General features: G+C 73.2%; 22 protein-coding genes and 2 pseudogenes. 14 read left to right on the forward strand and 10 right to left on the reverse strand.

Features of this window, described 5'->3' with window-relative positions; translation table 11 throughout:
- Positions 1-17: 17 nt before the first annotated feature.
- Positions 18-484: pseudogene (locus ACZ4IF_RS06300) on the reverse strand (alpha-L-rhamnosidase-related protein); the annotation flags it as partial.
- A gap of 54 nt (positions 485-538) precedes the next feature.
- Between ACZ4IF_RS06300 and ACZ4IF_RS06305 the strand changes: the two are divergent.
- A complete protein-coding gene (locus ACZ4IF_RS06305; protein WP_467560069.1) occupies positions 539-1693 on the forward strand; it encodes an ATP-binding cassette domain-containing protein in 1155 nt (384 codons plus the stop codon).
- A gap of 66 nt (positions 1694-1759) precedes the next feature.
- Here the strand turns inward: ACZ4IF_RS06305 and ACZ4IF_RS06310 are convergent, their stop codons facing one another.
- From ACZ4IF_RS06310 to ACZ4IF_RS06320, 3 genes are read right to left on the reverse strand one after another with little or no spacing between them, the layout of a single operon-like run.
- A complete protein-coding gene (locus ACZ4IF_RS06310) occupies positions 1760-2683 on the reverse strand; it encodes an ABC transporter substrate-binding protein (protein WP_467560071.1) in 924 nt (307 codons plus the stop codon).
- 11 nt (positions 2684-2694) lie between these two features.
- Positions 2695-3366: an ABC transporter permease gene (locus ACZ4IF_RS06315; protein WP_467560073.1), complete on the reverse strand. Its 672-nt coding sequence runs from the start codon at positions 3364-3366 to the stop codon at positions 2695-2697.
- Positions 3363-4043 carry an ABC transporter permease gene (locus ACZ4IF_RS06320; RefSeq protein ID WP_467560075.1) on the reverse strand — a complete coding sequence of 227 codons (681 nt, stop codon included), beginning with the start codon at positions 4041-4043 and terminating at the stop codon, positions 3363-3365. Before ACZ4IF_RS06320 ends, ACZ4IF_RS06315 begins: the two co-directional genes overlap by 4 nt.
- A gap of 176 nt (positions 4044-4219) precedes the next feature.
- On the opposite strand from ACZ4IF_RS06320, the gene ACZ4IF_RS06325 reads away from it, so the two are divergent.
- The 3 genes from ACZ4IF_RS06325 (at position 4220) to ACZ4IF_RS06335 (ending at position 6834) form a co-directional block, all read left to right on the forward strand.
- Positions 4220-5008, forward strand: a complete 789-nt coding sequence (locus ACZ4IF_RS06325) for an ABC transporter ATP-binding protein (protein WP_467560077.1) — start codon at positions 4220-4222, stop codon at positions 5006-5008.
- A gap of 3 nt (positions 5009-5011) precedes the next feature.
- Positions 5012-6322, forward strand: coding sequence for an FtsX-like permease family protein (locus ACZ4IF_RS06330; protein ID WP_467560079.1), 1311 nt, complete (start codon positions 5012-5014; stop codon positions 6320-6322).
- Between the two features lie 185 nt (positions 6323-6507).
- Positions 6508-6834, forward strand: coding sequence for an ANTAR domain-containing protein (locus ACZ4IF_RS06335; RefSeq protein ID WP_467560081.1), 327 nt, complete (start codon positions 6508-6510; stop codon positions 6832-6834).
- Between the two features lie 174 nt (positions 6835-7008).
- Here the strand turns inward: ACZ4IF_RS06335 and ACZ4IF_RS06340 are convergent, their stop codons facing one another.
- Entirely contained in the window at positions 7009-7803 is a 795-nt protein-coding gene (locus tag ACZ4IF_RS06340; RefSeq protein WP_467561087.1) for an RNA polymerase sigma factor SigF, read from the reverse strand.
- 474 nt (positions 7804-8277) lie between these two features.
- On the opposite strand from ACZ4IF_RS06340, the gene ACZ4IF_RS06345 reads away from it, so the two are divergent.
- On the forward strand, positions 8278-9273 hold the full coding sequence (locus ACZ4IF_RS06345; RefSeq protein ID WP_467560083.1) for an NAD-dependent epimerase/dehydratase family protein: 996 nt from the start codon (positions 8278-8280) through the stop codon (positions 9271-9273).
- 148 nt (positions 9274-9421) lie between these two features.
- Here ACZ4IF_RS06345 and ACZ4IF_RS06350 read toward each other — a convergent pair whose 3' ends face one another.
- Positions 9422-10534: a sensor histidine kinase gene (locus ACZ4IF_RS06350; RefSeq protein ID WP_467560085.1), complete on the reverse strand. Its 1113-nt coding sequence runs from the start codon at positions 10532-10534 to the stop codon at positions 9422-9424.
- Between the two features lie 34 nt (positions 10535-10568).
- On the reverse strand, positions 10569-11294 hold the full coding sequence (locus ACZ4IF_RS06355; protein WP_467560087.1) for a response regulator transcription factor: 726 nt from the start codon (positions 11292-11294) through the stop codon (positions 10569-10571).
- 476 nt (positions 11295-11770) lie between these two features.
- Between ACZ4IF_RS06355 and ACZ4IF_RS06360 the strand changes: the two genes are divergently transcribed.
- Genes ACZ4IF_RS06360 through ACZ4IF_RS06370 form a run of 3 tightly spaced genes read left to right on the forward strand, consistent with a single transcriptional unit; the run spans position 11771 to position 13973 of the window.
- Positions 11771-12505 carry a glycosyltransferase family 2 protein gene (locus tag ACZ4IF_RS06360; RefSeq protein ID WP_467560089.1) on the forward strand — a complete coding sequence of 245 codons (735 nt, stop codon included), beginning with the start codon at positions 11771-11773 and terminating at the stop codon, positions 12503-12505.
- Positions 12502-13122, forward strand: coding sequence for a TIGR04282 family arsenosugar biosynthesis glycosyltransferase (locus tag ACZ4IF_RS06365; RefSeq protein ID WP_467560091.1), 621 nt, complete (start codon positions 12502-12504; stop codon positions 13120-13122). Before ACZ4IF_RS06360 ends, ACZ4IF_RS06365 begins: the two co-directional genes overlap by 4 nt.
- Entirely contained in the window at positions 13119-13973 is an 855-nt protein-coding gene (locus tag ACZ4IF_RS06370; RefSeq protein ID WP_467560093.1) for a class I SAM-dependent methyltransferase, read from the forward strand. Before ACZ4IF_RS06365 ends, ACZ4IF_RS06370 begins: the two co-directional genes overlap by 4 nt.
- A gap of 448 nt (positions 13974-14421) precedes the next feature.
- On the opposite strand, the gene ACZ4IF_RS06375 is transcribed toward ACZ4IF_RS06370, so the two are convergent.
- The gene (locus ACZ4IF_RS06375; RefSeq protein ID WP_467560095.1) at positions 14422-15651 is read right to left on the reverse strand and encodes a molybdopterin-dependent oxidoreductase; all 1230 of its coding nucleotides are present in this window, start codon (positions 15649-15651) and stop codon (positions 14422-14424) included.
- Between the two features lie 113 nt (positions 15652-15764).
- On the opposite strand from ACZ4IF_RS06375, the gene ACZ4IF_RS06380 reads away from it, so the two are divergent.
- The 3 genes from ACZ4IF_RS06380 (at position 15765) to ACZ4IF_RS06390 (ending at position 19578) form a co-directional block, all read left to right on the forward strand.
- Positions 15765-17120, forward strand: a complete 1356-nt coding sequence (locus tag ACZ4IF_RS06380) for a hypothetical protein (protein ID WP_467560097.1) — start codon at positions 15765-15767, stop codon at positions 17118-17120.
- 230 nt (positions 17121-17350) lie between these two features.
- Positions 17351-18211: an AAA family ATPase gene (locus ACZ4IF_RS06385; protein ID WP_467560098.1), complete on the forward strand. Its 861-nt coding sequence runs from the start codon at positions 17351-17353 to the stop codon at positions 18209-18211.
- The gene (locus ACZ4IF_RS06390; protein ID WP_467560099.1) at positions 18208-19578 is read left to right on the forward strand and encodes a VWA domain-containing protein; all 1371 of its coding nucleotides are present in this window, start codon (positions 18208-18210) and stop codon (positions 19576-19578) included. Before ACZ4IF_RS06385 ends, ACZ4IF_RS06390 begins: the two co-directional genes overlap by 4 nt.
- Positions 19579-19772: 194 nt before the next feature.
- On the opposite strand, the gene ACZ4IF_RS06395 is transcribed toward ACZ4IF_RS06390, so the two are convergent.
- On the reverse strand, positions 19773-20738 hold the full coding sequence (locus ACZ4IF_RS06395) for a pirin family protein (RefSeq protein WP_467560100.1): 966 nt from the start codon (positions 20736-20738) through the stop codon (positions 19773-19775).
- Between the two features lie 176 nt (positions 20739-20914).
- Between ACZ4IF_RS06395 and ACZ4IF_RS06400 the strand changes: the two are divergent.
- The 3 genes and pseudogenes from ACZ4IF_RS06400 to ACZ4IF_RS06410 form a co-directional block, all read left to right on the forward strand.
- Positions 20915-21376: pseudogene (locus ACZ4IF_RS06400) on the forward strand (MarR family winged helix-turn-helix transcriptional regulator); the annotation flags it as partial.
- A 188-nt stretch (positions 21377-21564) separates the two neighbouring features.
- On the forward strand, positions 21565-22035 hold the full coding sequence (locus ACZ4IF_RS06405; protein WP_467560101.1) for a MarR family winged helix-turn-helix transcriptional regulator: 471 nt from the start codon (positions 21565-21567) through the stop codon (positions 22033-22035).
- 75 nt (positions 22036-22110) lie between these two features.
- Positions 22111-22458, forward strand: coding sequence for a tetratricopeptide repeat protein (locus ACZ4IF_RS06410; protein WP_359504238.1), 348 nt, complete (start codon positions 22111-22113; stop codon positions 22456-22458).
- A 107-nt stretch (positions 22459-22565) separates the two neighbouring features.
- Here ACZ4IF_RS06410 and ACZ4IF_RS06415 read toward each other — a convergent pair whose 3' ends face one another.
- Complete coding sequence (locus tag ACZ4IF_RS06415; RefSeq protein ID WP_467560102.1) at positions 22566-23951, reverse strand: PepSY-associated TM helix domain-containing protein; 1386 nt, start codon at positions 23949-23951, stop codon at positions 22566-22568.
- Positions 23952-23994: the final 43 nt, after the last annotated feature.

Consider the following 23994-nt stretch of genomic DNA (forward strand, 5'->3'; position numbering starts at 1 on the left):
CGTGTGCCCGCCCAGTCCAGGGCGGCCGTGACCTCGTAACCGCCCGACGGCAGGCGGTAGGAGGCGGTGCCGTCCTCGAACCCGAGGAACGCCACGCCCGGCACCCGCGCCGGCGGGGTCCGGCCCGCGCGCACCCGGCCATGCTCTCGTACATCCACTCCATGATCGCGCCGTAGGAGTAGTGGTTGAAGGAGTTCATCTCGACGGGGCCGAAGCCGTCGTCCTCGGAGCAGGAGTTCCAGCGCTCCCGGACCGTGCTGGCCCCGTTCTTCACCGAGTACGGCCAGGAGGGCATCGCGTCCTGGTGGAGCAGCTCGTACGCGAGGTCGGCGCGGCCCTGGTCGGCGAGGACCGGGGCGAGCACGTTCACGCCGAGGAAGCCCACGGACAGGGTGTTCTCCCCGTACTGCACACGGGTGCTGCCGGGGTGGGCAGCCTTGCAGGCCGCGCCGTTGCCGATGTTCTCGGCGAGCAGGTCGACGAGCAGCGGGGACGCCGCTGGTGGGCGGTGATCGCGGCACGCGGTTAGCGTGAGGGAATGATCCGGTTCGAGCAGGTCACCAAGCGCTATCCGGACGGCACGACCGCCGTGGACGGCCTCTCCTTCGAGGTGGCCGAGGGCGAACTCGTCACGCTCGTCGGCCCGTCGGGGTGCGGCAAGACGACGACCATGATGATGGTGAACCGGCTGATCGAGCCGACGTCCGGACGGATCTTCGTGAACGACGAGGACATCGCCGCGGTCGACCCGGTGCTGCTGCGGCGGCGCATCGGGTACGTCATCCAGCAGGTCGGCCTGTTCCCGCACCGGACGATCCTCGACAACACGGCGACCGTGCCCACTCTCGTCGGCTGGAAGAAGGCGAAGGCACGGGCACGCGCCGCCGAACTGCTCGACCTGGTGGGCCTGGACCCGGCGACGTACGGACCGCGCTATCCGGACCAGTTGTCCGGCGGCCAGCGTCAGCGGGTCGGCGTGGCGCGGGCGCTGGCCGCCGATCCGCCGGTGCTGCTGATGGACGAGCCCTTCGGGGCCGTCGACCCGGTGGTGCGGGAGCAGTTGCAGGACGAGTTCCTGCGCATGCAGGAAGCCGTGCGCAAGACGGTGCTGCTGGTCACGCACGACATCGAGGAAGCCGTACGGCTCGGCGACCGCATCGCGGTGTACGGCCAGGGTCGCATCGAGCAGTTCGACACGCCCGGCGCCGTTCTCGGTACGCCCGCCACGCCCTACGTCGCCGACTTCGTGGGCGCGGACCGCGGCCTGAAACGCCTGTCGGTGACCACGATCGAGGCCGACGACGTGGAGCAGCCGCCGATCGCGCGGCTGGACGAGAGCGCCGGGCGGGCCGCGGAACGGCTGCGGGCCGAAGGCGCCCGCTGGGCCGTGGTGCTCGACGCCGACGGAGATCTGCACGGATGGGTCGGCCGGGACGAACTCGGCGCGGGCGGCCGGGTCCGTGACCTGGCGCACCGGATGAACTCCTGGGTGCCCGTGGGCGCTCCCCTGAAGCAGGCGTTCGGCGTCATGCTCCAGCACGACGCGGGCTGGGTCGCCGTTCTGGACGGGGCGCGTTTCCTCGGCGTACTGACCCCGGCCAAGCTGCACGAGGCGCTGCGCAGGTCGGTGGACGCGGACGCGCGGGGCGTGCCGCGCGCTCAGGTGGACTTCGACTCGGTGGCGGATGCCTGAGCCCTGGAGCGTGCGGTCGCTCGGCCCGCGGTGCAGGCTCGAAGGTCGGGGCGAGGCCCCATGGGGTCAGGTCAGCAGGCCCTTGTCCCGCAGATAGGTGCGCGCCACGTCCTCGGGCAGCCGTCGCCAGCTGTCCACCTGCCGGTTCAGGGACGCCAGGTCGGCCGTGGTGAGGACGTCGTTGAGCTTGCCGAGCGCCTTGGTGACGCCCTCGCCGCCCGCCCGCGAACGGTTCACGACGGGCACGATGTAGTCGGCGTTCTGCAGGTGCTTGTCGTCCTCCAGCAGGACGAGCCCGAACTCGTCGAGCGTGGCGTCGGTCGTGGTGGTGAGCACCATCTGGTCCCGGCCGCTCTGCACGGCCTGCTTCGCCTGGGTGGTGCCGACACCCTTCGGGTCGACGGCGACGACGTCGATGCCGTACGTCTTCTTCAGCCCCGGCTCGCAGTAGGGCCGCTGCACGCACTCGTCGCCCGCCGCGAGCCGCACCTTCAGACCGGACCGTCCGAGGTCGCCGAGCGTCTTGAGGTGATGCTCCCGGGCGTACGCGGCGGACACCGCGAAGGCGTTCTGGTCGACGGCCTTGCCGGGTTCGAGGACGGTGAGCCCGCGCGGCGACGCCAGTTCACGCAGGGCGGTCATGGTGGTGCCGAGGTCGGGCGAGCCGACGGGGCGCGCGTCGGCACCGTGGGTCTTGGCGTTCAGCCAGTCCGCGAAGGTCGCCGCGTACTCGGGCACGACGTCGATCTGCCCCGATTCCAGGGCCGGTTCGTACAGTTCCCGGTTGGCGACGGTGATCATCGACGTCTTGTAGCCGGCCTGCTTCAGCAGCAGCGCGTACATCTGGGCCAGCAGGTCGCTCTCGGTGAATCCGGCCGAGCCGATGACCAGGTGCCTGCTGTCGCCGGGCGGGGCGGTGACCGAGCCCTGGTTCTCCAGCGACGGTCCGGTGGCGCAGCCGGCGAGCAGGAGGACGACCCCGGCCGGCACGGCGTGCCTCCTCACCGCGAGCCCCTCGTCCGGTGCGGTGCCACCCGCTCGACGACCTCGAAGACGCCCTCGACGAGCAGGGCGAAGACGGCGACCAGTACGGCACCGGCGACGACCTGGGGCGTGCTGGCCAGGTTGAATCCCGCGGTGATGATCCGGCCGAGCCCGCCGCCGCCGGCGAGCGCGGCGATGGTGGCGGTCGCGACGAGCTGGACGGCGGCGATCCGCACCCCGGTCAGCACCATGGGGAGCGCGAGGGGCAGTTCGACCTGGAACAGGCTCTGCCGGCCGGTCATGCCCATTCCGCTGGCAGCCCGCACCACGTCCCGGTCGACCTCGCGCATCCCGACGTACGCGTTGGTGAGCAGGGGCGGCACGGCGAAGAGGACGAGCGCCACGACCGTCGGCCCCTCGCCCCACCTCCCGATCGGGGTGAGCAGGAGAAGCACCAGCACGGCGAAGGTGGGCACGGCCCGGCCGACGTTGGAGAGGTTCACGGCGAGCGCGCCGCCCTTGCCGAGGTGCCCGAGGACGAGGGCGACGGGCAGCGCGATCAGACAGCTGACGACCAGACAGACGACCGTCAGGACGAGGTGCTGGGCGAGACGGTGCCAGACGCCGTCGTCGCCCGACCAGTGCGCGGGGTCGGTGAGCCATCCCCAGGCCTCGGTCACGGTGTTCATCCGCGGCTCGCCCGGGTCCAGGGGGTCATGAGCCGCTGCACCGCGAGGAGCAGGAGGTCCGTGGCGACGGCGATGACGACGCACAGCACCGACGCGGTGAGGACCTGCGCCTTGAAGTAGGTGTTCATGCCCGAGTAGATGAGATTGCCGAGCCCGCCGAAGCCGACGATGGCGCCGACCGTGACCAGGGACACCGCCGACACGGTGGCGATCCGCAGCCCGGCCATGCCCGCCGGCAGTGCGAGCGGCAGCTCCACGGTGAGCAGCAGCCGGACGGGCCCGTACCCCATGCCCCGCGCGGCCTGCCGGGTCTCCTCGGGGACGGCCCGCAGGCCGGCCAGGATGTTCCGTACGAGGAGGGTCAGCGAGTACAGGACGAGGCCCGCGACGACCAGCGCGGCGGACAGTCCGTAGACGGGCAGCAGGAGCGAGAACATCGCGAGCGACGGGATGGTGTAGAGGACCGTGGTCGCCGCGAGGACCGGTCCCGCGGCCAGGCCCCAGCGACGGGCGAGCACGGCGAGCGGCACCGCGACGGCCAGTCCGATGAGGACGGAGACCGCGGTGAGCTGGAGGTGCTGGGCGACCGCGTCGAGGAGGATGTGCCGGCGGGTGCTCAGATACTCGCCGCAGATCCACTCGTTGCGCGCCAGGCAGTCGTCGGGGGGCGCGGTCACCCCTCCATTCCATCGGTGCGGGCGGCGCCCGGCGCGTTCTGGTGACCCGTACGGGGTGGCCCACGTCCGAAGGTGTCGCTGGGTACACCCCGGAACAGGGGTCCTGCGGCCAGTGTGGGCGGACCCGGCTCTCCGTAGCGTCGTGGACGAGGCACAGGGCGTGCCGACGGAGGGTGATGACGATGTTTCACCGAGCGCGACGCACGAACGACCCGGGACCCGCCACCGAGGCGCTGCGGCTGGTCAAGGTCGGCAAGTCCTACGGGACCGGGGCCGGTGCCGTGACCGCTCTGGACGGGGTGACGCTCGGTCTGGCACGCGGCACGTTCACCGCGGTCATGGGCCCCTCGGGGTCCGGGAAGTCCACGCTGCTGCAGTGCGCGGCGGGGCTCGAACGGCCCGACACCGGCATCGTGAGGGTGGACGGGGCGGAGATGACCGGCGGTGGCGAGGCGGAGCTGACACGGTTCCGGCGCAGCCGGATCGGCTTCGTCTTCCAGCAGTACAACCTCCTGCCGACACTGACCGTCGCCCAGAACACGATCCTGCCGCTCAAACTCGCCGGCCGGCGCGTCGACCGGGCGCGGGTACGGGAGGTGCTGACGGCCGTCGGGCTCGGCGACCGGCTGGGGCAGCTGCCCGACCAGCTCTCCGGAGGACAGCGGCAGCGCGTGGCGATCGCCCGGGCGCTGGTGACCGAGCCCCGGGTGATCTTCGCGGACGAGCCGACGGGGGCCCTGGACACGCGCAGCGCCCGCGACGTACTGGTCCTGCTGCGGGAGGCCGTGCGGGTGCACGGCAGGACCGTGGTCATGGTCACGCACGACCCGGTGGCCGCCTCGTACGCCGACTCCGTCGTGTTCCTCGCGGACGGCCGCCTGGCGGGCGAGCTGCACGCGCCGACGGTCGACGCGGTGGCCGAACGGCTGGCCCATCTCGGCGACGACGTCCTGCTGGAGGTGTGAGGGATGTTCGCTCTGGCCCTGCGTTCCCTGCGCAAGCGCCCCGCGCGCTGCACGGCGACCCTGCTGTCCGCGTTCCTGGGCGCGGCGATCATCATGACGTTCAATTCGATGCACGACACGGCCGGCCGGGCCGGCGTGGACCGGGTGAGCGCGGAGTCGCTGTCCACCGCGGCGAGCGTCGTCGGCGGGTACGGCACCTTGCTGGTGTTCTTCGCGGTGGCGTCGACGCTGACGGTCGACGTCCGTCGACGCCGATCCGAGATGGAGCTGTTGCGCTGCTCCGGAGCGACGCCGGGGCAGATCGGGCGGATGGTCGTCGGGGAGGCCGTCGTGATCGCGCTGGTGGGTGCGGTTCTGGCGATCGGTCCGGCGATGCTCGGCGGGCGGGCCCTGCTGGGCGTCTTCCAGGACAGCGGACAGGTGGCGCGGTCGGTGGACTACTCCTTCGGTCCCGTCGCGCTGATGTCCGGCATCGACATCACGGTGCTCGCGGCGGCGGGCGCGGCGTTCCTCGCGGTGCGCCGGGCCACCCGGCGGAGCGTGCCCCGGCGCGGGGCGCGAAGGTTCCTCGCGTACGGGGCGCTGGCCCTCGGCGCCATGGCCGTCTGCTCGACCTTCGCCTTCTCGGCGCGGGACGCGGCCCTGATGGCGCCGCCCGCCTACGGCGCGATCCTGCTGTCCGTGGGGTGCGCGCTGCTGTCCCCGAAGCTGCTGACGGCCGTGCTGGACCGGCTGCCCCTGCCGGGAGCGAGCGGCTGGTTCGCCGTACGGAACCTGCGGCGCCGCGCCGCCGAACTGTCCGCGGTCCTGATGCCGTTGATCCTCTTCACCTGCGTGGCGACGGCGACCCTGTACATGCAGGCCGTCGAGAACGACGCGATCGACGCCTCCGGCCTGCCCAAGTCCGTCGACGCCAAGAACCTGGAGACCCTGAACCTGGTGGTCGTCGGGATCATCGTGGTCTTCGCCTGCGTGATGCTCGTCAACTCCCTTTACGCGGCGACGACTTACCGGTCCGGGGAGTTCGGGCGGCAGCGACTGGCCGGCGCGACACCGGGGCAGGTCCTCGCGACGGTCGGCGTGGAGAGCGTGGTCCTGACGGTGACCGGGGTCTTCTTCGGCACCCTGGCCGGGCTCGCCGGGATCCTCCCCTTCACGCTGGTCCGGTCGGACACGCTGCTGCCCGGCCGGGGGCCGGGAATCTGGCTCGGCGTCGCCGCGGTCGCGGCGCTGGTGACGGTGGGTACGAGCCTGCTCACGGCCCGGCACGCCGTGCGGGCACCTGCGGTGGAGGCCGTGACCCTGGCCGCGTGATCGTGCGCTGGGGCAGGGGCAGGGGCAGCCGCTCGTCGAGCGGCTGCCCCTGTCGTGTCGGGGGCGGACGCGGGCTCGGTACGGGAACCAGTCGATGTCCTCCGCAGCGTTGGCACACGCCCGGTGCAGTGGCGACGATGGACCCAGGAGCCCTGACCGACGACGCACCCCGCCCGGAGGGGACGATGAGTCCAGACGCCCGTCCGGATGACGACGATCCGCGCAGACTGCGGGAAGAGATCGACCAGTTGAAGGCAGCGGTCACCTCGCACGCCGTCGTGGACCAGGCCATCGGCATGATGGTGGCGCTCGGACGGGTGACACCCGAGCAGGGCTGGGACGTCCTGCGGGAGGTGTCCCAGCACACGAACATCAAGCTGCGCGCCGTCGCGGAGATGATCATCGTCTGGGGGCAGGAGGGAGAGCTGCCCGCGGACGTGCGCGCGGTCCTGGAGGAGACCCTCGACGAGTACGGGCCCACGGAGATCCCGGGTGCGCCACCGCCTCAGTGAGCCCCGACGCCCGAGGTGCGCGAGTGTTTCGATCGCTCCCTCCCCGGTAGTCCGGAAGGAGCGAGGCACTGGCCAACCGCTCCCGGGAGGGTTCGGCAGTGAGCTCGCCACCGGCCGCCCTGCCGAGTCGACTCGGCAGGGCGGCCGGTTCGGCGTGCCGGGCACGGGGGGCGCCTACACCACGTCGGCGAGCGCCTGTTCCCGCACCGTGCTGCACGACGTGCTGATCAGCCGGGACACGTGCATCTGCGAGATGCCGAGCTGCCGCGCGATGCCGCTCTGCGTCATGCCGCGGAAGAAGCGCAGGTAGAGGATGGTCCGCTCGCGCTCGGGCAACTCGCACAGCAGGGGCTTCACGGCCTCCCGGTCGACGACCAGGTCGTAGCCGGTGTCGGGCTCGCCGAGGGCGTCGGACAGCGCGTACCCGTCGTCGCTGCCCGGCAGATCGGCGTCCAGCGACAGAGCGGTGAAGCTGTCCAGCGCCTCCAGGGCGGTCCGTACGTCGTCCTCGCACAGGTGGGCGCACTCGGCGATCTCGGTGACGGTGGGCCGCCGGCCCGGGATCGTCTGGGACAGTTCCTTGAGCGCGGCACGCACGCGGTTGCGCAGGTCCTGGACCCGGCGCGGCACGTGCAGGATCCACATGTGGTCCCGGAAGTGGCGCTTGATCTCGCCGGTGATGGTCGGGATGGCGTAGCTCTCGAAGGCGTGCCCCAGGGCGGGGTCGTAGCGGTCGACGGCCTTGACGAGACCCAGTGCGGCGACCTGGACGAGGTCCTCGACGGACTCTCCCCGGCCGCGGAACCGTCCGGCGATGCGCTCGGCCATGGGGAGCCAGGTCCTGACGAGCTCGTCGCGCAGCGCCTGCCGCTGCGGACCGTCGGGAAGGGTGGACAGGCGTTCGAATGCTTCGGTGGTGTCGGGGGCGTCGTCGTGGGGGTGATGCGTCGTTCTCGCCGTGACGGACATGGTGCTCACAACTCCCTCAGGAGGTGCTGACTGAACAGTCACCATGGGAGGGCGTGCACACGGGCCGAGAGGAGACACCCGCGGTCCGGCACACCGGCTCCCACGGACGTGCCTCCTGTCCGAAGCACTCTTCTCCCAGTTTCCCTCTCTCGACACACGCAAACAAATTCGTGAATCTTATGACGCCTGGCGATCGCGCGACGCTGGAGCGTGACCGGGTACGGGCCCCGCGCCGGCCGGACCGTCGGTGGTGTTCCGGCCCCCGCTCCCAGGACCGGAGCCTGCGCCGGGCCCCCTGGTCCTGGGCGGATGCGGGCTCCCGCCGCTTCGCTCGTCCCACTCCTCCAGGGACGGGCGCGGGCGGCCGCGGGGTCAGCGGTAGCCGGGGTCGGGCGCGGTGAAGGTCTTACGGAGCCGTGACATGACGGGCGCGCTGCTGCCGTGGAGCGGGGCCGCCGCCCTAGCGTGAGCCGCATGCGAGTACTGGTCACCGGCGACGCCGGGTTCATCGGGTCCCATGTCGTACGGGCGCTGCGGGCGCGGGGGCACCAGCCGCTCGCGTTCGACCTGCGCGACGGCCTCGACGTGCGGAACGCGGACGCGGTCGCCACCGCCCTCCCGACGGTGGACGCCGTGTGCCACCAGGCGGCGATGGTCGGGCTGGGCACGGGGTTCGGCGACGCGGCGGAGTACGTGTCACGCAACGCCCTCGGCACGGCGGTGCTGCTGTCCGCGATGGCCGACGCGGGGGTGCGGCGGCTCGTGCTCGCCGGCTCGATGGTCGTGTACGGCGAGGGCGCCTACGCGTGCGGACGGCACGGGCCGGTACGACCGGGGCCCCGGGCCGTGACGGACCTGGACGCGGGGCGGTTCGAGCCCCGGTGTCCGCGCTGCGGTGCGGAGTTGACCCCGAGGCTGGTGGGCGAGGACGCTCCCACCGATCCGCGGAACGTCTACGCCACCACGAAGCTGGCCCAGGAACATCTGGCGGCCGCGTGGGCCCGGTCCACCGGTGGCAGCGCGGTGTCGCTGCGTTACCACAACGTGTACGGCCCCGGGATGCCCCGCGACACCCCGTACGCCGGGGTCGCCTCCTTCTTCCGTTCGGCGCTCGCCCGGGGCGAGGCGCCGCGCGTCTTCGAGGACGGCGGCCAGCGGCGGGACTTCGTGCATGTACGGGACGTGGCGGCGGCCAACGTGGCGGCTCTGGAGGCGGGTTCACGCCCGGGCGCGCTCACGGCCTACAACACCGGCAGCGGCGAACCGCACACGGTCGGCGAGATGGCGCAGGCCCTCGCCGCGGCGTCCCGGGGGCCCGAGCCCGTGGTGACCGGGGAGTACCGGCTCGGGGACGTGCGGCACATCACCGCCGACTCGACGCGGCTGCGGGCCGAGCTGGGCTGGAAGGCCGAGGTCGGATTCACCGAGGGGATGCGGGAGTTCGCGACCGCGCGGCTGCGTGGGGAGTAGCGACGCGGGAGGCCGCGAGCGTACGGCGAACAGCGACGCGGGAGTCCGCGAGCGCACGGCGAGTAACGGCGCGGGAGGCCGCGACGGCGCGAGGAGCGGCGCCGTAGGACCCGCTCCAGAGTCTCGCGCTCTCGCCCGCGTGCGCCGGTCATGCCTCGGCCGTGGGCAGCCTGACCTCGAAGCAGCAGCCCCCGGGGACGTTGCGCACGGCCGCCCGGCCCTGGTGGGCCTCCACGATGCCCCGGACGATGGCAAGGCCCAGACCGGCTCCGGCGGGTGGGGTACGGGCGTCCGTGCCGCGCCAGCCCGTGTCGAAGACGCGCGGAAGGTCCTCCTCGGGGATGCCGCCGCAGCCGTCGGTCACGGACAGCACGACCCCCTCGTCCGACCGTTCGGCGGCGACCGCGACCGTACCGTCGGCCGGTGTCCGGCGGATCGCGTTCACCAGCAGATTGCCCAGGACCCGGCTCATCTCCTTGCCGTCGACCTCGACCGGGACCGACTCGACACGGTCGCCGACCAGCCGGACGCCGTGCTCGCGGGCCAGTGGGTCCGCGCCCGCGAGGGCATCGCCGACGAGGTCGTACACGCAGACGCGCGACGGGGAGAGCGCGAGTGCGCCCGCATGGATGCGGGACAGCTCGAACAGGTCGCCCACCATGCCGTTGAGCCGTTCGACCTCGGTGCGCATCTGGCGCAGATAGCGCTCGGGGTCGGCCGCCACCCCGTCCTCCAGCGCCTCGGACATCGCGCGCAGTCCGGCCAGCGGAGTACGCAGGTCGTGCGAGATCCATGCGACCAGTTCGCGGCGCGAGGTCTCCAGGGCACGCTCACGCTCACGGGACCGCGCCAGCTTCGCGCTGGTGGCCGCCAGTTCCCGGCCCAGCGCCTCCAGCTCGGCGGTCGCCGGGCCGTCGGGCGCGGCGAAGTCGCCGCCGTCGCCGAAGGAACGGGCGGCGAGGGTGAGCGCCCGGCTGCGCGCCACGACCCAGCGGCCCAGCAGCAGTGCGGTGGCCAGGGACACCACGGCCGCCATGGCGACGACCGTGGTCACCACGGTCAGGTCGTGGGAGGACAGGAACATCGCCCAGGCCACGGCGAGCGTCCCCGCGAGCATGGCGGTCACGGCGACCGCGGCGACGACGCCGAGCGACGCGGTGAGCGAGCGTCGCCGCAGCAGCCACAGGGCGGCCGCGCCGAGCAGCCCGGCGGCCGCGGCTCCCAGGAAGGCGTACAGCGCCATGAGCAGTATGTCGTGCATGGTCAGGCCGCCTCCTCGCGCGGCAGGGCGGTGGTCATGGACGGACCGCCTCCTCACGGGACGTGGCGTCGAAGCGGTAGCCGACGCCCCACACCGTCTGGATCAGCCGGGGGCTCGCCGGGTCGTCCTCGACCTTGCCCCGCAGTCGGCGCACATGGACCGTGACGGTCGACAGGTCACCGAAGTCCCAGCCCCACACCTCGCGCATCAGGTCCTCGCGGCTGTAGGCCCGGCCCGGATGGCGCAGGAAGAAGGCGAGGAGGTCGAACTCGCGGATGGTGAGGGCGAGTTCCTCGCCGTGCTTGGTGGCACGGCGGGCCGCCGGGTCGATGGCCAGTCCCGCCGTGGCGAGGGGCCGGGCCGCGGGGGCGGGCCTGCTGCGGCGCAGCACCGACTCCACGCGCAGCACCAGTTCGCGGGGGCTGAACGGCTTGGTGACGTAGTCGTCGGCGCCGACCTCCAGGCCGAGGATCCGGTCGTCCTCGTCACCGCGCGCGGTGAGCATGATGACCGGTACGGGGCCGTGGCCGCGCATCCGGCGGCACACCTCCAGCCCGTCCATGCCCGGCAGCATCAGGTCCAGCACCACCAGGTCGGGCCGGTGGGCGGCGGCGCGGGCGAGCGCGGAAGGCCCGTCCGCGGCACGGTCCACCAGGTATCCCGCGCGGTCGAGGTAGCCGGAGACGACCTCGGCGACGGTCGGATCGTCGTCCACGACCAGGACACGGGCGGCCTCCCCGTGCCCGCCGGGAACGCGCACGGCGGTTACGGCTCCACGGAGCCCGGAGCCGTCCTGCGCACTGTCCTTCGCGCCGTGTCCACCGTGCCCGGAACCGTCCGGTCCACCGTTTTCCGAGCCCTTGTGCCCACCGTGCCCGGACCCTTCGTGCGCGCCGTGTCCGGAGTCCCCTTGCGTACGAGGTCCGGGGCCCGCGTGCGCTCCGGCGCCGGACGGACGGTGCGGTCCGGCCGTCACCGGGTCGCGAGGTGCGCCCTCCGACGGAGCCTTGGGTCCCGGTCCCGCGGGCTCGACGGAGCCGGGCGGTGCGGGGTCGCGACCGTCGGGGGCTCGACCGTCGGGAGCCGGAGCGTCCCGGCGCCCCGTGCCTGCGGATTCGTACGGCTGCTGCATGCGTCCAGCCTCCCACCGGCCCGTCGCCGATGCTGCCGGCCCCGGTCCGACGTCCGTGTTTCGTAAGGATCCGAAGTCCGATATCTCCCTTTCGCGTTCGTAGGGTGAACGCCGTGACGACCTCTCCCTCCCCAGACCCGGAAGTCGACGTGGTCCTGCCTTGCCTGGACGAAGCCGAGGCCCTCCCCTGGGTGCTCGCCCGCATCCCGCCCGGCTGGCGCGCCCTCGTCGTGGACAACGGATCCACCGACGGCTCGGCGGAGCTCGCCCGCGCCCTCGGCGCGACCGTCCTGCGCGAGGAGCGCCGCGGCTTCGGCGCCGCGTGCCACGCCGGCCTCACCGCCGCCACAGCGGACATCGTGTGCTTCTGCGACTGCGACGCCTCGCTCGACCCTTCGCTGCTCGTGCCGTTCGTGCGCGAGGTACGGGACGGCGGGGCGGACCTGGTGCTCGGACGGCGCCGACCGCGCGAACGCGGCGCATGGCCGGCGCACGCCCGCGCGGGCAACGCCGTGCTCGCCCGGATGGTGCGCCGTCGTACGGGGCTGCGCCTGCGCGACCTCGGGCCGCTCCGCGCGGCGCGCCGCGAGCCCCTGCTCGCCCTCGGCCTCACCGACCGCCGCAGCGGATACCCGCTCCAGATGGTCGTCCGCGCCGCCGACGCCGGCTGGCGCGTCACCGAGCACGACGTGCCCTATCTGCCGCGCACCGGCGCGTCCAAGGTGACGGGCACCTGGCGCGGCACCTGGCACGCGGTGCGGGACATGCGCCGTGTGCTGGCCGAGCCGCCCTGCGCCGCCCCCACAGCCACCCCGAGCCCCGGAGGATCCACCCAGTGACCACGCTCCTCGTCATCGCCAAGGAACCACGGCCGGGACGGGTCAAGACCCGCCTGACGCCTCCGTTCACCCCCCGGGAGGCGGCGACGCTCGCGGAAGCCGCGCTCGTGGACACCCTGCGCGCGGTGGCCGCGACGCCCGCCGCGCGCCGTGTCCTGGTGCTCGACGGAGCGCCGGGCGCCTGGCTGCCGCCCGGCTTCGACGTCGTACCGCAGTGCGCGGGCGGGCTCGACGAGCGGCTGGCCGGGGCCTTCGCCGGATGCGCCGGACCCGCGCTGCTCATCGGGATGGACACGCCCCAGGTGACGCCCGCGCTGCTCACCGTGGACTTCGCCGACTGCGACGCCTGGTTCGGGCCGGCCGAGGACGGCGGCTTCTGGGCTCTGGGGCTCGCCGCACCCGATCCCGCGCTCCTGCGGGGCGTTCCGATGTCGACGCCCACCACCGGCGCGGTGCAGCGGGACCGCCTCACGGCCGCGGGACTGCGGGTGCGCGATCTGCCCCGGCTGCGCGACGTCGACACGGCCGCGGACGCGGAGGCGGTCGCCGCCTCGGCACCCGAAGGCCGTTTCGCGGCCGAGCTGGGCCGCCTCGCAGCGGCGGCCGGTGACCGATGAACGGCGCCCGCGAGACCACCACCGCGGAGGTCGGCGGTCCGGACCGGACGGTGACGGCCGCCCCGGGAACCGGAGCACCGGGCCCCTGGGGCGCCGACCCCTACTCGGACGCCCTGGCGCGCGGCCGGGGCCCGCTCTTCCTGCGCCGGACCGACGGCTGGCTGCTGCCCCTGGAGGTGGAACGCTGGTGCGCGCGGGCCGACGCGGTGGACCTCCAGGTCCTGGAGCGCTGCGAGGGCGCCGTGCTGGACGTCGGCTGCGGCCCCGGACGGCTGGTCGCCGAGCTCGCGGCCCGGGGCCACCGCGCGCTGGGCATCGACGTGAGCGAGACCGCGGTGGCCCGGACCCTGCGGCTCGGCGGACAGGCGCTGCGCCGGTCCGTGTTCGAACCGCTCCCCGGTGAGGGGCGCTGGGACACCGCGCTGCTCGTCGACGGCAACATCGGCATCGGCGGCGACCCGGCCGCCCTGCTGCGCCGGCTGTCCCGGCTGGTGGCGCCGGGCGGCCTGCTGCTCGCCGAGACGCTCCCGGACGTGGACGTCGACGAACGCGTCAGCGTCCATGTCGTACGGGCCCTCGACACCCAGGGCGGCGCCGGCGGGCCCGCGTTCCCCTGGGCGCGCGTCGGCACCCCGGCCCTGTTGCGGCACGGGGTGCGCGCGGGCTGGCGCCCGGAGGGTCAGTGGGCGGCCGGCGGGCGCTCCTTCGCCGCCCTGCGCAACCGGTCCGACCGCGCGGCGCGCCACGTCCGCAAGGCGAGCAGCGCCGCCGAGCCGCCGAACAGTACCGCCGTGATCAGCAGCCAGCGGGCGAGGAAGCCGTCGCCGGGCAGGCCGGTCGCGGACCGGTAGTGGTCAGCGACCTGCCCGGTGATGAGCGGGAACCACACGAGCAGCAGGAGCGCGGACAGCGCCGCCGGGACACGGACGTAGAGCGTCCACTCGCGGCGGCCCACCCTGTCCAGGGCGCCGGTCAGCGCCCGGTCGGCTCCCGCGTACAGAGGCACCAGCACGAGGTCGTGCAGCACGGCGGCGCCCACGAACCAGAGCGCGACGGCGAACCAGTCGTCCGCGAGGAGCCGTACCCCCGCGTATCCGGCGAGGGCGAACGAGCAGGCGAGCAGCAGGAGTTGCAGCGGGCTCCCGACGTACGAGCGCAGCGGGCGCCGCGCGGCCGGCCACGCACCGAACCGTGCGCGACCGGGCCGCCTCATCACGGGCCGCCTCATCGCGGGCCACCGCAGCACGGGCCGCTTCATCGCGGGCCACCGCATCGCGGGTCGTCTCACCACGGGCCGCCTCATCGCAGGTCCCCGAACGTCATCCGGGCCACCCATTTGGTGTTGAGCACACCGGGCGCCGCGGGGACGATGACGCGCGCCGGGTGGCCGTGATCGGGTGTCAGCGGCGCGCCGTTGACGTGGAGCGCGAGCAGGGAACGCGGGTCGCGCACCTGGTTGTCGCGCAGCGCCGCGCTACGGAAGGCGCCGTGCCGCTGCAGGGATTCCACCAGGACGTCGGGCGCCGCCTCGGGCTCGTACCCGACGAGCGCCGCGAGGTCGCGCAGCCGCACTCCCCGCCACCACTGGTCGGAGGTGGACCACCCCTCCACGCATGCGATGGGCAGCGCTGCGCTGTGCAGCGGGAGTCCGAGCAGATCGGACCTGCTCAGCCGCACCGTGCGGCCACCTCCCCGCACGACCAGCCGCCACGCCTCCTCGGTCGTCTCGCTCGCGCTGATCCCCCGTGACGCGGCGGTCTTGTTGATCTGGAACCCGGCGGGCCCGCCGCCCGGTTCGGGGCCGCCGTGCGGCGTGAGCAGGGCGGTTCGGCGCAGCGGTCCGTCGAAGCTGCGGCCGGCCGTCGTGACGAACAGCAGCAGCGAGCCGCCGCCCACGACGCCGAGGGCGCCGCGCCGCGAGACGGTGGGCTCGGCGGGGTCCGGTGCGACCAGGTCGCCCTGTTCGTCGTGCGGGTGGCGCAGCGCGCGGAGCGCCGCCGGCATCTTGAGCGCGGCGTGTGCCACGAACGCGGCGAAGAAGACCCAGGCTCCGTAGAAGTGCAGCGGATAGAACGAGCCGGGGAAGACGTAGTCGAGCTGGACGTTCAGGATCCCGGTGGTGAACTCGAACAGCGCGCCACCGACCAGCAGGAGCAGCGAGATCCGCTCCAGCGCGTGGGCGAGCGATCGTGCGGGCGGCAGCGCGAACAGCTTCGGCACGACCGACCACAGTTTCGCGAGCAGGACGGGGACGAGCACGATGCCCAGCGTCACGTGCACGCCCTGGGTGAGGCGGTAGAGCCAGACCGGGCCGGTCGGCCAGGAGAACAGGTAGAAGCCGAGCAGCCCCTTGTCCGGGGTCTTGTCGTTGACCGGCGACAGGTCCGGGTTGTAGGCGGCGTACGACACGAGCCCGGTGACGAACAGCACCGTGATCCCGCCGAGCAGGACGACGCCGAGCACGGCGGTGAACCAGGGGCCGCGCAACGGGCTGCGCCAGAACGCGGGCGAGGAAGGAGACCGAGGCATGGCCCGACCGTAGGCCCGCGACACCACCCGAAAGGGGCCACGAACCATGACGAAACTCTGACGTCCACACGAGCGGCGGCAGCCGAGGGGGTGCCACGGCCTAGCGTGCCGGTGTGAACCGCGATCTCCTCCGTGACCTGTACGCCGTGCTGGCCGCCGCCCTGCTCGTCGCGGCCGCCGTCCTCGTCGGCGACCGGATCGAACAGCGCGACGGCACGCTGCACGTGTCCTGGCCGCCGCTGTACGCCCACTGGGAACCGCACGCGGGACCGGGCACCGCCGCCGCGCTCGTCGTGGCGGCCGCCGTCGTCGCCTACGGTCCGCGCCTCGCCGCCCGGCTGACCTGGCGCGCCCTGCCGTGGGCCGCCTGGGGCACGGCCATGGCGTGGACGTCCGCCCTGGCGCTGATCGACGGCTGGCAGCGCGGGATCGCGCGGCGCCTCACGACCGAGTACGAGTACCTCCAGGTCATCGACCGTTTCCACGACATCCCGGGCGCGCTGCGGGACTTCACCCACCACATCCTGATCCACTCGCCGGACCACTGGCCGGCCCACGTGGCCGGGCATCCCCCGGCCGCCACCGTCACGTTCGTCCTGCTGGACCGGATCGGGCTGGGCGGTGGCGCGTGGGCGGGGATCTGGTGCATCGTCGTCGGGGCCGCCGCACCGGCCGCGGTCCTCGTGGCCGTGCGGGTGCTCTGCGGGGAGGCACTCGCCCGCCGCGCCGCGCCGTTCCTCGTGCTCGCCCCGGCGGCCGTATGGATGGGCACCTCCGCGGACGGCTACTTCGCGGCCGTCGCCGCGTGGGCCGTCGCGTTCCTCGCCCTCGCCGTCACCGGGCACCGCCCCCGGGTCTGCGGTCTCGCCTCGGGCCTCCTGTTCGGCCTCACCTGCTACCTCTCCTACGGGTTGACGCTGTTCGCGCCGATCGCCGCCGCCGCGCTGCTGCTCGGCTCCCGTCGGCTGCGCCCGCTGCCCTACGTCGTCGCCGGGGCCGCGGTCGTGCCGCTGGTGTTCACCCTGCTCGGCTTCGACTGGTGGGAGGCGTACCGGCTGCTGGTCACCCGCTACTACGAGGGCGCGGGCGGCATCCGGCCGTACGGCTACTGGGTGTGGGCGAACCTCGCGTGCACGGTGCTGGTCGTGGGCCCGGCGACGGTGGCGGGACTGCGACGCGCCTGCGCGACGCCGGTGCTCGGTGAGCTGCGGGCCGTTCTCCGCAAGGGACCCCGGATGCCCGGCAGCGTGCCGGAGGCCCGTCTCGCGCTGCTCGTGCTCGCCGCCCTGCTCGCCCTCCTCGTCGCCGACCTTTCCGGGATGAGCAAGGCGGAGACGGAGCGGATCTGGCTGCCGTTCGCGATGTGGCTGCTCGCGGCGGGCGCGCTGCTGCCCCGGCCCCGCGGCTGGCTCGCCGCGCAGGCCGTGCTCGCCCTGCTCCTCAACCACCTGCTGCTGACCGGCTGGTGACACCGGAGCGTCCCGGTGTCGCCGACCGGACACGGCGTCCGGCGGGTGCCCGGCGTACGCCTCCGGCGGATGCCCTGCGCGGGTGTCCGGCGGATGCCGTGTCCTGCGCGGACGTCCGACGGGTGTCCTGCGCGGGCGTCCGGCGTGGGCGCCGTCACAGGTGACAGAAGCGGTGAACAAGCGCTTAGATAGTGTGGCCCGACCTGGCCCGTGCCGAGCTGGAGGCCCCGTTGCTTTTCACGTCCGTCGACGATGTCACCGCGCGCCTCGCCGAGACCGGCTATCTCGCGTCGCCCGCCGTCGCCACCACGGTGTTCCTCGCCGACCGGCTCGGCAAGCCGCTTCTGGTCGAGGGCCCTGCAGGAGTCGGCAAGACCGAACTCGCCAAGGCCGTCGCCCAGGTCGGTGGGGCCCGGCTGATCCGCCTGCAGTGCTACGAGGGGGTCGACGAGTCCCGGGCGCTGTACGAGTGGAACCACGCCAAGCAGCTGCTGCGCATCAGCGCCGGGCGGGACGAGACGTGGGACGAGACGCGCACGGACATCTTCAGCGAGGAGTTCCTGCTGCCCCGGCCGCTGCTCACGGCGATCCGCGGGGACGACCCCAAGGTGCTGCTCATCGACGAGACCGACAAGGCCGACGTCGAGGTGGAGGGCCTGCTACTCGAAGTACTCAGCGACTTCCAGGTGACCGTCCCCGAGCTGGGCACCGTCACCGCGACCCGCCGCCCGTTCGTGGTGCTCACCTCGAACGCGAGCCGCGAGCTGTCCGAAGCGCTGCGCCGCCGCTGTCTCTTCCTCCACATCGGCTTCCCCGACGAGGAGTTGGAGCGCCGGATCGTACGGCTGAAGGTGCCGGGCCTCGACACGGCGCTGACGGATTCCGTCGTGCGGGTGGTCGGCGCGCTGCGCGAGATGGACCTGCGGAAGGTGCCTTCGGTGGCGGAGACCATCGACTGGGCCCGCACGCTCCTCGCGCTCGGGGCGGACACTCTGGACGAGACCGTCGTACGCGACAGTCTGGGCGTCATCCTCAAGCACCAGGACGACGTCCTCAAGGCGGCGGCCAAGCTCGACCTGGACTCCCTGTGACCCCTCCGGCGCCCGCCGCGGACCTCGCCGAACGGCTGACCGGCCTGGTCGGCGCGCTGCGCTCGCACGGTGTGCGCATCGGCACCGGGGAGAGCGTGGACGCCGCGCAGGCACTGGAGGCGCTCGGCCTCGCCGACCGCGAACAGCTGCGCGAGGGACTGGCCGCCACACTCCTGCACAACCCCGGGCAGCGGCGGGTGTTCGACCCGGTCTTCGACGTGTACTTCCCGCGCCGTGTCGGCGCCCTGGACGCCGGCACGACGGTGGACCGGGAGGACCTGCGCGGCCGGCTGGCCGAGGCGCTCGCCGCCGACGACCGGGCGATGCTGGCCCGGCTGGCGCAGGAGGCGGTGGCCGGCTTCGGCGGCTACGGCGCCACGCCGGGCGGTGACGGCTGGTCGTCGTACCAGGCGCTGGACCGGCTGCGTCCGCAGACGCTGATGGCCCGGGTGCGTGACACCGTCCGTGCCCGCGGTGACGCCGCCGGTTTCACCGACCGGCTGCTGGAGGACGAGATCCGGCGGCGCATCGAGGAGTTCCGGCAGCAGGTCGCCACGGAGGCGCGGCGCCGGGTGGCCGAGCGGCGCGGCCGGGACGAGATCGCGCGGCGGGCGGTGGCGCCGACCGCCGACCGGGTCGACTTCCTCTTCGCGGGGCGGGACCGGCTCGCCGAACTGCGCAAGGTGGTGCAGCCGCTGGCCCGCAAGCTGGCCACCCGGCTCGCCGCACGCCGCCGCCGGGCCTCCCGCGGCACCATCGACCTGCGCAGGACGCTGCGCGGCTCGCTGTCCACGGGCGGGGTGCCGATGCGGCCCGTGCTGCGCAGGCGTCGCCCCGTCCGACCGGAACTGGTGCTGGTGTGCGACGTCTCGGGTTCCGTGTCGGGGTTCTCCGACTTCACGATGCTGCTGGTGCAGGCGCTGCACGACCAGTTCAGCAAGGTGCGGGTGTTCGCCTTCGTCAACCGGACCGACGAGGTGACCGGCCTGCTGGAGCGCGGCGCGGCCGACTCCGACGGACTGAGCGCCCGCATCCGCGACGAGGCGACGCTGACGGGGTGGCACGGCAGCAGTGACTACGGTGTCGCGTTCGGGGAGTTCACCGAGCGGTACGCCGACGCCGTGGGCCCCCGCACGACCGTGTTCGTCCTCGGCGACGCCCGCACGAACATGAGCGACCCGAATCTGCCGGCCGTGCGGGACATCTCCGAGCGGTCCCGCCGCACCTACTGGCTGAACCCCGAACCGCGTTCCCAGTGGGGCACCGGCGACTCCGCCGCCCCCGCCTACGCCGGCCTCGTCGAGATGCACGAGTGCCGCAACGCACGGCAGCTCAGCGCGCTGATCGCCCGGCTGCTGCCGGTCTGAACGCGCGCACGAGCGGTGTCACCCACGACGATCCGCCCCTCGGTCGTGCCGCGGATCGGCAGAACGGTCGGTGAACGCGGAGTCGCGTCGGCCCGCCCCGACGGGTGGTCAATCGAGCCGGCTCGAATCAGTGTTCGTCCGGCCAGGGCCGACAGGGCCGGCCACTGCCTTGGAGTCCCGAGCGTCCCCGCAGGTCAACGCACCCGTCCACGCGGCTTCAGCGGCACCGGGGGCAGGACGGGGGCGGACAGCGGGTCGCCGTCGTAGCCCTTGACCTCGCCGAAGCGGGAGCCACCCATCCAGTCCTGCCGGGCCTGCTCGATGTCCTCGTTGGTCCGTCCGATGAAGTTCCACCACATGATCAGCTCCTCTTCGAAGGGCTCACCGCCCAGGAGCATGAGGGTCGCGTCCGACTCGGCCCGCAGGGGGAGTTCGGTGCGGCCGCAGCCGAGGTAGAGCATCGAGCCGGGGAGCACCGGTACGCCGTCGACGTGCGCCTCGCCGGACATGGAGAGCACGGCGTACTCGAAGTCGGGCTCCAGGGGCAGCCGTACGTCGGCGCCCTGCGCGAGGGACAGGTCGGCACCGACGATCGGCGTGTACGTCGTGCCGGGCGAGGTCGCGCCGTCGACCGAGCCCAGGACGATCGTGGCGTCGAGGCCGGGTGCCGTCACCACCGGCAGTTCGGCGTGGTGCTCGAACCGCGGGTCGGTGTGACGGTGGCTGTCGGGGAGGGCGACCCAGAGCTGCGCGCCGTGCAGGAAGCGGGCGTGCGACCTGGGGCTCTCCTCTGAGTGGCTGATGGCCCGTCCCGAGGTCATCAGACCGAGTTCGCGCGGGCGGATGGTCTGCAGGCTGCCCGTGGAGTCACGGTGCAGCACCTCGCCCTCGTGCAGCCAGCTGACGGTCTGCAGGCCCATGTGCGGGTGCGGCGGGACCTGCATGCCGGGCTCGTCCGCGATGTCGTCGGGCCCGTAGTGATCGACGAAGCACCACGCGCCGACCATGCGACGGCCCAGGTTGGGGAGCAGACGGCGAACTTCGGTGGACTCGCCGAGCTTGACCCGGCGGGGGCTGAGGAGTTCGCGCACCGGCTCGGCCACCACGAACCCGCGGCCACCGCAGAGGGCGGGAACCGCCTCGCGATCAAGATTGCTCATGGGGCACAACCTAGCCCTGTCGAGGACCTTGCGTCAGGCCATCGGACCGCCGTACGGGGGGTCCTGGCCGAGAAACGGCAGGGGTCCTAGGTCCTCGGTCGCAGCCGCGTACGCCATCGGGCGGACCCTTGGGAAAATAGTAGCCATGTACATAGTAGCTATGTACGGTAATTGCCATGAGTTCGGTACCCGACAAGGCGACGCCCGGCTTCCTCGTCTGGCGTCTGTCCATGAAATGGCGTGTGGCCGTCGACCGCGCGGTCGCCCCGCTCGGTCTGACCCACGCGCAGTACTCGCTGATGGCGTCGCTGTACGGCATGCAGCGGGACGGGCTGCGCCCCAGTCAGCGCCGGCTCGCCGATCACACCGGGCTCGAACCGCTCTACGTCTCGAAACTGGCCCGCGCGCTGGAGGCGGCCGGATTCGTCGACCGCGTACGGGACCCGGCGGACCCGCGGGCGGTCCAGTTGTCCCTGACCGAGGACGGGCGCACTGTCGCCCGCCGCGCCATCAGGGTGGTCCAGGGCCTCCTGGACCAGCTCCTCGAACCACTCGGCGGGCTCGACGGGCAACGCACACGGGCGTTCGCCGCCGAGCTGGCCGCCCTGCTCGACGTGCCTCTCGATCCACACGCGGAGCCCGCCGCGCGAGAGTCGCCCGCGCCGGGAGCATCCGGCGCGGGCGGGAAGCCCGGCACGCCTGGAGCGCCCGGCCCTGGCGGGGAGTCCGGCACACCGACAGAACCGGGCGCGCGCGGGGAGTCCAGCGCGTGGGAAGAGCCCGCCGCGTCCGATCCATCCGATCCGCATTCCGAGAAGGAGTCGTCATGACCACCACCACTCCCCCGGTCAACGGCCAGGTCATCGGCCTCGCCCACTACGCGAGCCGCGCCGCCCTGGAGAAGGTCCTGGCCCGCACCGGCACCACCTTCCACCAGTCCGTCGCCCTCCGCGCGGTCTCCGACAACGGCGGGACCGTCGAGCGCGATCGGCTCGTGGGCCGCCTGACCGGAGCCCTGAAGATCGACGAGTCGCTGGCCCGCGAGACCGTCGAGGAACTGACGGCACGGAAGCTGCTGGACGAGCCGACGGCGGACCAGGTGTCGCTCACGGACAGCGGCAGGCAGCTGTTCGAAGCGGTCCGCACCGGGGGCAACGCGATCGCGGCCCGGCTCTACGCCGGCATTCCGGCCGAGGATCTCGCGACCGCCGGTCGCGTGCTGGCACTGATCACGGCGCGGGCCGATGCCGAGCTGGCCGACGAGGAGTCGGCCGAGGCCGAGGCGGTCGGGGCGTAGAGGTCGGCACCACTCTCCGGGTTGTGGAATATTCAACCAAACACCTCGGTTGTGGAGCGTCGAAGGAGGTCAGCAGTGGAAACGACGTACTACGACCACGGAACGGCCGCGGAGCGCTGGGAGCGGGCGCGGATGTTCTTCGAGGCCAGGGACTACGCCGCCGCGGCGCGGATTCTGGGTGGGCTGGTCGAGGAGGTGCCGGAGCAGGTCGGACCCCGGCTGCTGCTGGCGCGCTCCTACTACCACTCGGCCCAGCTGCGCCGCGCGGAGACGGAGCTGCGCGCGCTCGTGGAGCTCGACCCGGTCGAGCACTACGCCCGGCTGATGCTGGGGCGCACGCTCCAGCGCCAGGGGCGGCACGAGGAGGCGGAGTCGCACATGCGGATCGCCTCCGCGCTCGCGGGGGACTTCGGGCAAGTCTGACCGCTCGTCCGGCGGCGCCGCTCGCAAGGTCCGTCGCAGACGCAGGGGCCGGCCACTCCAGGTGGTCGGCCCCTTGCGTGTCGCCGCTCGCCGGTCGACTGATCCCGTCATCCGGCGGCGGGGGTTCGCCTCCCCCTGCGGTGGGCGATCCCGCCGAGGAGGACGTCCACGGCGACGAACACGGCGAGCGGGATGCCGAGCAGCGGGACGAAGTAGCCGAGAACGGTGACCGCCGCCATGGCCGGGACCAGAATCTGCGGCGGGACCTGCTGCCACGCGCCACGCGGAATGGGCCGCCCGAACGCCGACGCCCGACCGCGCAGCCACCACATGCGGTAGCCCCACACGATCAGCAGCACCAGCGAGAGCGCGAGGGCCATCAGCACGATCTGGTTGACGAGGCCGAACAGCGTGCCGGTGTGCGCGTCGATGCCCCAGCGGGTCAGCTTGGCCAGCAGCGGGTAGTCGGCGAACCGGAGTTCGTCGGTGACCTCGCCGGTCGCCGGGTCCACGGCCACCGAGTCCTGCTTCACGGGCCAGCTGCGCTGGATCTGCTTCACGACGTACGCCGACGAGGCGTCCGCGGGCGCGACGATCTCGACGGGGTCGCCGAGCCCGACGGCCCGTGCCGCCGCGAGGACCGCGTCCAGGTCCTGCGCGGTCGCCTCGCCGGACTTCGCACCGCTGTGCGCCGCGTGGTCACCGCCGGTCGTGGCCGAGACGGAGGGCGTGGCCTGGCCGAGCGAGGTCCGCAGCTCGTCGATGTTCGCGCCGGCGTACGCCGACCATGTCAGCCCCGTCGCGGAGAGGACGACGAAGCCGGTGGCCGCCCAGACGCCGAGCGTGCCGTGCAGTCCGAGGGTGCGGCGCCGTCCGGCGGTGCCGCGCACCTTGCGCCGCTCCCTTCGGCGGCCGAACCACAGCACCAGGCCGCCGCCCGCGATCACCCACAGCCAGCTCGCGGCGAGTTCGCTGTAGAGCCGGCCGTTCTCGCCGAGGTGCAGGTCCCGATGAAGCCCGTCGATCCAGGTGCGCAGCGGGAGCGCGCCCGTGGAGCCGTACTGCTCCAGGGCTCCACGCACTTTCCCCGTGTACGGGTCGACGAACACGGCGAGGGTGTGGTCGGCGTCGACGCCCGGGACGCCGGAGAGCAGCACCCGGGTGGTCGCGTCCGCCTCCGGGGAGGGCCGCACGGCCGAGACCGTGCCCTCGGGGTGAGCCTTGCGGGCCGCGGCCACCTGCTGGGACAACGGCAGTTCGCGGTCGCCGGCCGGCACGGTCAGTTCGTGCGCGTACACGATCTTCTCCGCCTGGAACGAGGCGGCGTAGAGGAATCCGGTCGCGGCGGCCACCAACAGGAACGGGGCGACCAGTACGCCCGCGTAGAAGTGCAGGCGCAGGACCAGAGGGCGCAGCGTGGCCCGGATTCTTCGTGACGGGGTCGGCGTGACGGGCGTGGGGTCGTCCGTCGTGGTCGAGGGAGCGGTGGACATGGGTGGGGGTCTCCGGTCGGGCAGGGGGCGGAAAGGGGCCACC

The sequence above is a fragment of the Streptomyces sp. NPDC025784 genome (assembly GCF_055558435.1).

Bases quoted from the DNA above. Each gene is read 5' to 3' on its own strand.
- ACZ4IF_RS06305 (WP_467560069.1), top strand. From the start codon at position 539: ATGATCCGGTTCGAGCAGGTCACCAAGCGCTATCCGGACGGCACGACC.
- ACZ4IF_RS06315 (WP_467560073.1), bottom strand. From the start codon at position 3,366: ATGAACACCGTGACCGAGGCCTGGGGATGGCTCACCGACCCCGCGCAC.
- ACZ4IF_RS06325 (WP_467560077.1), top strand. From the start codon at position 4,220: ATGACGATGTTTCACCGAGCGCGACGCACGAACGACCCGGGACCCGCC.
- ACZ4IF_RS06330 (WP_467560079.1), top strand. From the start codon at position 5,012: ATGTTCGCTCTGGCCCTGCGTTCCCTGCGCAAGCGCCCCGCGCGCTGC.
- ACZ4IF_RS06335 (WP_467560081.1), top strand. From the start codon at position 6,508: ATGAGTCCAGACGCCCGTCCGGATGACGACGATCCGCGCAGACTGCGG.
- ACZ4IF_RS06340 (WP_467561087.1), bottom strand. From the start codon at position 7,803: ATGTCCGTCACGGCGAGAACGACGCATCACCCCCACGACGACGCCCCC.
- ACZ4IF_RS06345 (WP_467560083.1), top strand. From the start codon at position 8,278: ATGCGAGTACTGGTCACCGGCGACGCCGGGTTCATCGGGTCCCATGTC.
- ACZ4IF_RS06350 (WP_467560085.1), bottom strand. From the start codon at position 10,534: ATGCACGACATACTGCTCATGGCGCTGTACGCCTTCCTGGGAGCCGCG.
- ACZ4IF_RS06370 (WP_467560093.1), top strand. From the start codon at position 13,119: ATGAACGGCGCCCGCGAGACCACCACCGCGGAGGTCGGCGGTCCGGAC.
- ACZ4IF_RS06375 (WP_467560095.1), bottom strand. From the start codon at position 15,651: ATGCCTCGGTCTCCTTCCTCGCCCGCGTTCTGGCGCAGCCCGTTGCGC.
- ACZ4IF_RS06395 (WP_467560100.1), bottom strand. From the start codon at position 20,738: ATGAGCAATCTTGATCGCGAGGCGGTTCCCGCCCTCTGCGGTGGCCGC.
- ACZ4IF_RS06405 (WP_467560101.1), top strand. From the start codon at position 21,565: ATGACCACCACCACTCCCCCGGTCAACGGCCAGGTCATCGGCCTCGCC.
- ACZ4IF_RS06415 (WP_467560102.1), bottom strand. From the start codon at position 23,951: ATGTCCACCGCTCCCTCGACCACGACGGACGACCCCACGCCCGTCACG.